Here is a 9,053-nt window from a genome sequence, read left to right on the forward strand (position 1 = left end):
TGGGGCATAGCCCCAACCCCGCCCTTAGTGTGGTATAGTACAAGAAATGTTGTCATCCGCCTACCCTAGTAAGGAGGAGCGCAGCCCATGAGCGATGATCCGCGCGAAATGCTGCTGCGCCGCGTCGCCGCTGATAATGTCGCTTTCGTGAACTTGCAGTTCACCGATGTGTTGGGCATCGGCAAGACGGTGACCATTCCGGTTGAAGAATTGCCCGACGCCCTCGACCACGGTGTCTGGTTCGATGGCTCGTCGATCGAAGGGTTTGCCCGGATGGTCGAGAGCGATATGTACCTTGTGCCTGATCTCTCGACCTACGCTGTGGTACCGTGGGATCGGCACGAGGGCATGATTACGGCGCGCTTGATCTGTTCGGTCTTTACCCCTGATGGTAAACCCTTCGCCGGCGATCCGCGCAATGTGTTGAGCCGGATGCTCGATCAGGCGGCGGCAGCCGGTTATCGCTTCATGGTGGCGCCGGAGCTAGAGTTTTTCTTGTTTAAGACCGATCCCAACGGGCATATTCTCGAACCGCACGACAAGGCGGGTTATTTTGATGTTTCGACCGACCTGGCTACCCATATCCGTCGCCAGATGGCGCGCACGTTGCAAACAATGGGGATTACGGTCGAAGCGGTGCATCACGAGGTCGCTCCCGGCCAGCACGAGATTGACTTGCGCTATGCCGATGCGTTACGCTCGGCGGATCATCTGGTGACGACGCGGGTGGTGCTCAAGGCGGTGGCCCAGATCAATGGCCTGCACGCGACGTTTATGCCGAAACCGATGGCCGGCGTCAACGGCAGTGGCATGCATGTTCACCAGAGTCTGCTGGATGTCGAGAACGGGAAAAATCTCTTTGCCGATCCCGATGATCCCTACGGCTTGTCGCCGCTGGCTCGCCATTTCATTGCCGGTTTGCTGGCCCATGCTCGCGGCATGTGCGTGCTGCTCGCACCGCTGGTCAATTCCTACAAACGGCTTGTGCCCGGCTTCGAGGCGCCGGTGCATATCTCGTGGGGCCGTACCAATCGCTCAGCGCTGGTGCGCGTGCCGCGCATTACCGCCGGTCGCCATCAGGCGACGCGGATCGAGCTGCGCTGTCCGGATCCGGCCTGCAATCCCTACCTTGCCTACGCGGCGATGCTGGCCGCCGGCCTCGATGGAATCAAGCGCAAATTGCCGCTGCGTGACGCTGCCGAAGAAGATCTCTTCCACATTGATCCGCGCGCGCGCGGGTTGGCAACCTTGCCGACCTCGCTTGGCGCGGCGCTCGATGATCTCCGCGAAGATGAGGTCATTCTCGAAGCGATCGGCCCCTCGGTCGCCGAGCGGTTCCTCGACGCCAAACAACAAGAGTGGGAGAGTTATCGCGCCTACGTGTCGCAATGGGAAATTGACCGCTATTTGGCGATCTTCTAATTGCGCACAGCCGCAGCGGGTGAGCAGTGATCACTCGCCCGCTGCGGTCGTCGCGTTTTTCGGTTGGGCGAGGCCATCAAAGAACGTGGTGATGATCAGATCGGCAATCGCCTCCCCATGCTCGCCAATCTTCGCCTGCTCGGTGTGGAAAAAGGGATAGAGCATCCCCATGAGCAACCACGCGGCGACATGGGGGTCAACCGGACGAAGCTCACCGCGTTCGATACCGGATCGGATCATCGTGGTGATCGGCGCGATCAACCCGTTGGCGTAGCAGCGTTCGACGCTCGCGCGCCCAGTTTCGCTCAGGCGCGGCAAATCGTGGTTGCTCAGCCGTACCAACGCCCGCTGGGCCGGCGCTTGGGCAAATAACCCGCGTACCAACGCCGCCAACTGCGCGCGGGTATCCGGTTCGCGACCGGCAGCCGCTGCCAGCCCCGCCATCTCTTCGGCCCAATTGGTCAACACCGCCACTAGCAGGTCTTCTTTGTCGCGAAAGTGATGGTAGAGGCCGGCTTTCGACAAGCCCACCGCTTCGGCAATTTCACGCATGGCGATGCCTTCGTAGCCATACGTGACAATGAGTCGCGCGGCTTCGTCGATGATCCGGTTACGGATGTGCTCAGAGTTTTGTTGCCGGTTCATAGGTGTGTATGTGTGGGCACAGCAGCGCTGTGCCCGAAATTGGGGCACGTGGGGCACAGCAACGCTGTGCCCGTACAAGATCTTTATCAAATTAATGGGCATGGGCCAGTGCGCTGGCGCGTTCGGCGGCCCGGCTCTTAAGACCCAGGGCGGCCAAGGTCAAGAGCAGCATCACGACGCCGATGGCCAGAAATGCTAACCCGTATCCCGCGACCGCGCCGCCGCCGGCAGCGGCAATCATTCCGACCAGCACCGCTCCCAACAGTTGGCCGCTGCCCATCGTGACGGTTAGCAACCCTTGCGCCGCCGCCCGTTCGTTGGCCGGGACCTCATTTAACAGAATATACCGCAATGCCGCGCCAAGCAAGATCGCAAGCCCAATCCCCATCACGATCGAAGCAAGGTAGAAAGCGACGATGCTGGCCGGCCAGCCACCGAGAATAATGAGACCGGCCCCACTTAAGACGACGCCGATGGTAACAACGATCCGTGAGCCGAATTGATCAAGCATGCGCCCCGATACCGGTGAACCAACCGCCATCGCCAACACCACCGGTAAGAGCATGAAACTGGCGGTTGAGCTGCTCACGCCATAGGCTGCGGTCACGAGCGCCGGCACGAAAACGATCGCCGACTCGGCGATGCCCGCGCCGATCGCTAATGCTGCTGTCAGCCAGATTTGGCGGGAACGGAAGATCGTTGGTTGCAGAATCGGTTCCGCTGCGCGCCGTTCCACTGCGATAAAGAGTGGCACAAACACGATAGCGATGATCAAGGCGCCGATCGCGAGCCACGGCAATTCACCCGCGCGCAGTAACGCCGGATCGAGTTCGGTCAAGCCATACGCTAAACCGGTGAGCATGACCGCCAGCGTCGCCAAGCCGGTCACGTCAAACGGCGCAGTGGTGTCACGTGTCCGTCCCGGCAACAGCTTGACGCTGAAGGCGATGAGAATGGCCGCAATCGGCAGGTTGATCAAGAAGAGCCACTGCCAGCCGAGCAGTAGTAACAATCCGCCAAGGATCGGCCCGATCAGGAAGGCAATGCCAAAGACGGCACCGATCAGACCCAGCGCCGAACCGCGCCGTTCAGGCGGAAAGGTATCGCCGATCACAGCGCTGGCGACTGGAAAGATGCCGCCGGCGCTGAACCCTTGAATCAGACGCCCGATCAGCAGCACGGTGAAGGAAGGCGCAATGGCAACCAATAATGAACCAAGCGAAAAACCGCTCAGACTAGCGATATACAGCGCCCGCCGGCCAAACCGGTCTGAGAGTGCGGCAATTGGCGGCGTGCCGATCAAGTTCCCCAACACATAGATTGAGAAGACCCACGATAATGCCCGCTCATCGGCGCCAAAGACCTTTTGGATCGCGGGCAAGGCTGGCCCGACGATGGCAATATCGAGCGCTGCCATCAAGACGCCGAAGAAGAGTAAACCGAGGATTTGGTTGCGTTGGCGTTCGTTTGCCATACGTGAACATACTCCTTTGTTGCATAAAAACCGACCGACCGGTCGGTAAGTAGTATAGCATAGCAGTTGCCATTTGTCTACCGGCCGGTCGGTTGGGCGATAAAAACTGCGCCACCAACGGCGCTTGCGCCGAATGCGCCAATGGCCGGTGTGGTACAATCGGGCGAGGGTTGGTTATCACACCATGGTGGGCTGATGCAGATCACACTCAACATCGAAGGCATTCACGCTGATATGCCGCTGCCGCCGCTCTTTCGCGTGCGCCAGCGTTGGCAGACAGCGCCGCTGGCCGATGTGACGGCAGCGGTGCGCGCCGAGCTTGACCGGCTTGGCTTGGCGGCGCAGCTCTGGCCCGGTATGCGCATTGCTGTCACCGCCGGCAGCCGGGGAATTACGAATATTGTGCCGATCACGGCGGCGGCGGTGCGCTGGTTGCGTGACCACGGCGCCGAGCCGTTTCTCGTGCCGGCAATGGGAAGCCACGGCGGTGCGACGGCTGAGGGTCAAGTGGCGCTCCTTGCTTCACTTGGCATAACCGAGCAATCGATCGGCTGCCCAATCCGGGCCACGATGGAGGTGGTCGAGTTGGGCCGGATCGCCGATGGTACGCCGGTCTATATGGATCGTTTCGCCGCCGAGTCTGACGGCGTGCTGGTAATCAATCGTATCAAGACCCATACCTCGTTCAAAGCGCCGATTGAGAGCGGTTTGGCCAAGATATGCGCCGTCGGTTTGGGCAAACGCCACGGCGCCGAGATTGTCCATCGCACGGCGGTATATGGTCTGAAAGAGCAACTTGTGCCGATGGCGCGCATGGTGGTCGAGCGCGGTAAGGTGCGGGCTGGTTTGGCGATTCTCGAAGATGCGCGCGATCAGACCGCAGCGATTGTCGCGCTTCCTCCCGCCGAGATTGGCGGTCCCGGTGAAGCGGCGCTGCTTATGCGGAGCAAAGCAATGATGGCCCGTTTGCCGTTCGACCGGCTGGATGTGCTGGTGGTAGACCGGATCGGGAAGAACATCAGCGGCACCGGGATGGATACCAACGTGATCGGGCGGTTGCCCATCCCCGGCGAGCCGCCGCCTGAACGGCCCGTCATTAATGTGATTGTCGTGCTTGATCTCACGCCTGAAACCCATGGTAATGCCAATGGGATCGGGTTGGCCGATATTACGACCGCGCGCCTTGCCGCCAAAATCGATTTTCATGCCACCTATGTGAATGTCTTAACTGCTGGATTGGTTGGTTTGTGCAAAGGCGGTTTGCCGATTACTCTGCCGACCGAGCGTGATGCGGTGGCAATGGCGATCAAGACGTGCGGCCAGCCTGATCCGGCGGCGGTGCGGTTGGTTCGCATTCCTGACACGTTGCATCTCGAAGAGCTGCTGATCAGCGCTGCCTTGCTGCCGGAAGTCGCCGCCCATCCCGATCTCGACGTGCTTGGTCCCGCTGCTTGGGTGCTTGACAGCGCCGAAGGATAGATTCGCTATGCCACATCATCTCCTCCACCATTGGGACGAACCGGCGATTGATGAGTGGGAACGGGCAGCGCCGTTGCCCGCTGATGATCCGCACGCGCGGATTGCGCTGATCAGTCCGCCGCTCGCGGTGGCTGAGGCGGTTGCCATTATTCCAAGCTGGGCCGCCGATACGCCGCCTGAGAGCTGGATCGAATTGCAATTGCGGGTGCAGCAGGATGGCCAGTGGAGCGGGTGGTACCGCTTAGCAGCGTGGGACGCTGACGGCGCGCGGCGCACCAGTTTTAACGCGCAACGGAATGAACGCGGTTATGTCGCCACCGATACCGTGCAACTGGCGATCCCGGCGCAAGCCGTGCAGGCGCGGGTGTTGCTCTGCGGCTCGCCCGGAGCTGATATGCCTGAATTGACCGATCTCTTGCTCTGTATCACGACAACCGCGCCGCCGGTTTCGATTTCCCAGCCGCCGGCCCGTTCCGCTATCGCGCTGCCGCTCTTGCTCTGCCAGTACGACTATCCCGGCGGCGAAGGCTGGTGCAGCCCAACGGCGGTTCATATGGTGTTGGCCTATTGGCATGCGCAGTTGGCCGATCCGCGCCTCGCCCCCTTTGCCGATAGCGCGACTTTGCCCGATCTGACCGCTGCCGGCATCTTCGATCCGGGATGGGAAGGCACCGGCAACTGGTCGTTCAATACCGCATTTGCGGCGCGCTTTGGCCTGCGCGCCTACGTCACCCGCTTCGATACGCTCGAACAAATCGAGCGTTGGACCGCAGCCGGCGTTCCGGTGATTATCAGCTTGGCGTGGGAAGCGGGCCAGATCGACGATGCGCCGGGCCGCACCAGCGGCCATCTGACCGTAGTACGCGGCTTTACCGATACGCACGCACTGATCGCTGAACCAGCCGGTCGCGACCGGTTATTGCGCGCGTATCCGCACGATCAACTTGCGACGGCGTGGCAGACCAATTCAAGCGGGACGGTCTATCTGATTTATCCGCCTGATTGGCCGCGGCCTGTGCCCGGCCCAGACGATGCGTGGGTCTAGTCTTCCTCACCATATGGGCATAGCGGCGCTATGCTCTTACGAGGTGGGCATAGCGGCGTTGTGCCCCTACGAGACGGTATGCGTATTCTGATGCTCTCGCCCTATCCGCCGTACCCGCCGCGCGGTGGCGGTGCGTTGCGGATCTACCATCTGCTGCGCGGGCTAGCTGCTCGCCATACGGTGACACTGCTCTCCTTCGCCCCTGACGAAGCGGCGGCGGCAGCGATGCAGCCGTTGCGCGATCTCGCCGAGGTGCGGATCGTGATCGGGCTGACGGCCCGCTCGTTGGGCCAGCGCGCGCTGACGACGTTGGCAAGCCCATTGCCGGATATGGCGCTGCGCAACGCGAGTCCGGCCTATTCGGCTGCCTTCGCCGAGCTGTTGGCCAACGCGCAGTTTGAGGTAGTGCTGGCCGAGAGTATCGAAATGGCGCCCTACTTACTCCAAGCGCGTAAGCATCGAGTGCGCTTGGCACTTGACGAATTCAACGCCGAGTACCTGCTCCAACGCCGCGCCGCGCTCAATGACCTGCGCCGCGCGCCGCACCCCAAAGCGCTGATCGGCGGCGGCTATTCGTTGATCCAGTGGTTTAAGCTGGCCGCCTTCGAGCGGCGCGTGTTGCATACCATCGATCGGGCATTAGTGGTGTCGGCGGAAGACGCCGCAGCATTGCGCCGGTTAGCGCCCCATGCCCAGTTGCACCTCGTGCCCAACGGCGTCGATTGCAGCCATTTCGCGCCCCAAGCTGCGCCTCCCGCCAACGATCTCGTCTTTATTGGCACGCTCGACTACCGGCCCAACGTCGATGCCGTCCTCTGGTTTACCCATGAGGTCTTCCCACACATCCGCCGGCAACATCCAGCCCTGCGCTTACGGCTCATCGGACGCCGACCCCATCCCAGCCTGCGCGCGCTGCACGACCACCAGACCATCATCGTCACCGGCGAAGTTGATGATACTCGTCCGGCACTGGCTGCCGCCGCCGCCGTTGTCATCCCGATGCGGGTCGGGGGCGGTTCGCGGTTAAAGCTGCTCGAAGCACTGGCGATGGCCGCGCCGGTGGTGAGTACCACCATGGGGGCCGAGGGGATTCCCGGCCTGCGCGATGGCGAGCATCTATTGCTGGCCGACACGCCGGCGGCGATGGCTGCAGCGGTCAACCGGCTCGTCACCGACCGGCCCTTCGCGCAACGGCTTGGTCAAGCGGGCAGGGCCTTTGTCTGCGCCAGCTATGATTGGGCGCAGATCGTGCCCAAGCTCGAAGCGGCGCTCCAGGCGTAGCATGGCAAAGACGCACTCACACTTCAAATGACATTACCCCGTCCTCCGCGTCCTCTGTGGGAAAACAAGCTTAGTGCAACATAGCATCCGATATGTTTCACTGAAGATCGTTATAATTGACATAAAATAAGACTTTCCCTACCTCTATGCTACATTGCTGGCAATCAATGACCATGACGCCGTGCAGCAACCCGACAACGTAAGCTATACTGCTGCATCCCTCAGCGATTGGAAGCCTGGGTAAGCGGGTTCTGCAACATTTGTGCCTTTTGTGCGTTTTCGTGGCTATTCCTCCTCGCCCCCGCCAGCGTTAACACTCCTCAACCTTTGGGCTGATGAAACGTTAACATGGCTATGCTATGCTGATCATGGCGCATCGATGATGTCCGATGACCGTCCACCCGCCGGGGTTCTCCGGCTTGCGGCTGCGTAAAGCAGCGTGTACGTGCAAAGCCTTTCCCATCGTACCGTTCGATGCGCCGGGGGAAAGCGTCGCGCACAGGTGTCCGGTCGTCTGCGAGAGGAGCAATGCGTATGTTTACCCGGATTCTGAACTTCTTGCGCCGGCTTGGCCAGATCCACCCCGCCGTGATCGCAATCGCGCCTGACCGCACGTGGTAAGAGTAAGGTACAATTGAGCGAGTAGGGTATTCGTTCGTTGTACGAGGAGCGCACCAATGGCCCGTGTCGGTATTTATGGCGCAACCGGATACACCGGGATTGAGTTGCTCAAGCTGCTCTCCCGCCATCCGGAGGTGGAGATCGCTTTTGCTACTGCCCGTTCCGCTGCTGGGCAGCGATTGAGCGATGTCTTCCCGATTGTGAGCGAGCTGCGGCTGACCGCGGTGGAGGAGGTCGATCCGGCTGGTGTTGATCTGGTCTTCACCTGCCTCCCCCATAACACCCCTGACTTGATTCCGATTGTGCAGCGCGCGCTTGATGCCGGCGCGAAGGTGGTCGATTTTTCCGACACGTTTCGCATTGCCGACCCCGCAGTCTATGCGGCGCGACGCGGCAAGCCGCATCCGGCGCCGGAATTGCTCGCGCTGGCGGTGTATGGTCTGCCTGAGCTCCATCGCGAACGCATTCGCCAAGCCCGCTTAGTGGCGAATACCGGTTGCTATCCGTTGACGGCCATTTTGCCGCTGGCACCGTTGGTGCGCGCCGGTTTGCTCGCCGATTCGACCGTGATTGTCGATAGTAAGTCGGGCGTCTCTGGCGCAGGACGTTCGCTGTCGTTGAAGACGCATTTCGGTGAGACGCACGAGACCTTTAGCGCCTATAATGTTGGCCGCGTCCATCGCCATTTGGCCGAGATGGAGCAGGAGACCGGCTTGCATATTATCTTTGCCCCGCATCTGTTGCCGGTCTTCCGTGGGATTCTCTCCACAATTTATGTCAACTTCAAACCGGAAGTGGATGACGCGACCCTAGCCGCCGTCTACGCCGATGCCTACGCCGCCGAGCCGTTTATTCACGTGTTGCCGGCGGGCAAGCTCCCCGAATTGCGCCACGTCCAGCACACGAACCATCTGGTGATCGGTCACCAAATGGTCGAGCCGGGCCGGGTAATTGTGGTGGCGGTCGTGGATAATCTGGTGAAGGGGGCGTCGGGTCAGGCGGTGCAGAACATGAATTTGATGTTGGGCTTCGCCGAAACAACCGGGCTCTTGTAGAGCCGCACGGCGGTGCGACTCCTTATTATGG

General features: G+C 60.9%; 7 protein-coding genes. 5 read left to right on the plus strand and 2 right to left on the minus strand.

The features are described from left to right. Window positions 1-87: 87 nt before the first annotated feature. Window positions 88-1,422, plus strand: coding sequence for a type I glutamate--ammonia ligase (gene glnA / locus U9R61_RS09975; protein ID WP_322488665.1), 1,335 nt, complete (start codon window positions 88-90; stop codon window positions 1,420-1,422). Window positions 1,423-1,452: 30 nt separating this feature from the next. On the opposite strand, the gene U9R61_RS09980 is transcribed toward glnA, so the two are convergent. Beyond that, the gene (locus tag U9R61_RS09980; protein WP_322488666.1) at window positions 1,453-2,067 is read right to left on the minus strand and encodes a TetR/AcrR family transcriptional regulator; all 615 of its coding nucleotides are present in this window, start codon (window positions 2,065-2,067) and stop codon (window positions 1,453-1,455) included. Window positions 2,068-2,158: 91 nt separating this feature from the next. Further along, the gene (locus U9R61_RS09985; protein WP_322488667.1) at window positions 2,159-3,541 is read right to left on the minus strand and encodes an MFS transporter; all 1,383 of its coding nucleotides are present in this window, start codon (window positions 3,539-3,541) and stop codon (window positions 2,159-2,161) included. 195 nt (window positions 3,542-3,736) lie between these two features. On the opposite strand from U9R61_RS09985, the gene U9R61_RS09990 reads away from it, so the two are divergent. From U9R61_RS09990 to argC, 4 genes are all read left to right on the plus strand, one after another. Beyond that, window positions 3,737-5,020, plus strand: a complete 1,284-nt coding sequence (locus U9R61_RS09990; protein ID WP_322488668.1) for a lactate racemase domain-containing protein — start codon at window positions 3,737-3,739, stop codon at window positions 5,018-5,020. 7 nt (window positions 5,021-5,027) lie between these two features. Further along, complete coding sequence (locus U9R61_RS09995; RefSeq protein WP_322488669.1) at window positions 5,028-6,065, plus strand: peptidase C39 family protein; 1,038 nt, start codon at window positions 5,028-5,030, stop codon at window positions 6,063-6,065. A gap of 78 nt (window positions 6,066-6,143) precedes the next feature. Further along, window positions 6,144-7,346, plus strand: coding sequence for a glycosyltransferase family 4 protein (locus U9R61_RS10000; protein WP_322488670.1), 1,203 nt, complete (start codon window positions 6,144-6,146; stop codon window positions 7,344-7,346). A 677-nt stretch (window positions 7,347-8,023) separates the two neighbouring features. Then, complete coding sequence (gene argC, locus U9R61_RS10005) at window positions 8,024-9,022, plus strand: N-acetyl-gamma-glutamyl-phosphate reductase (protein ID WP_322488671.1); 999 nt, start codon at window positions 8,024-8,026, stop codon at window positions 9,020-9,022. The last annotated feature ends 31 nt before the right edge of the window (window positions 9,023-9,053 follow it).

The organism is Chloroflexus sp. (assembly GCF_034431535.1).
Classification (GTDB): domain Bacteria; phylum Chloroflexota; class Chloroflexia; order Chloroflexales; family Chloroflexaceae; genus Chloroflexus.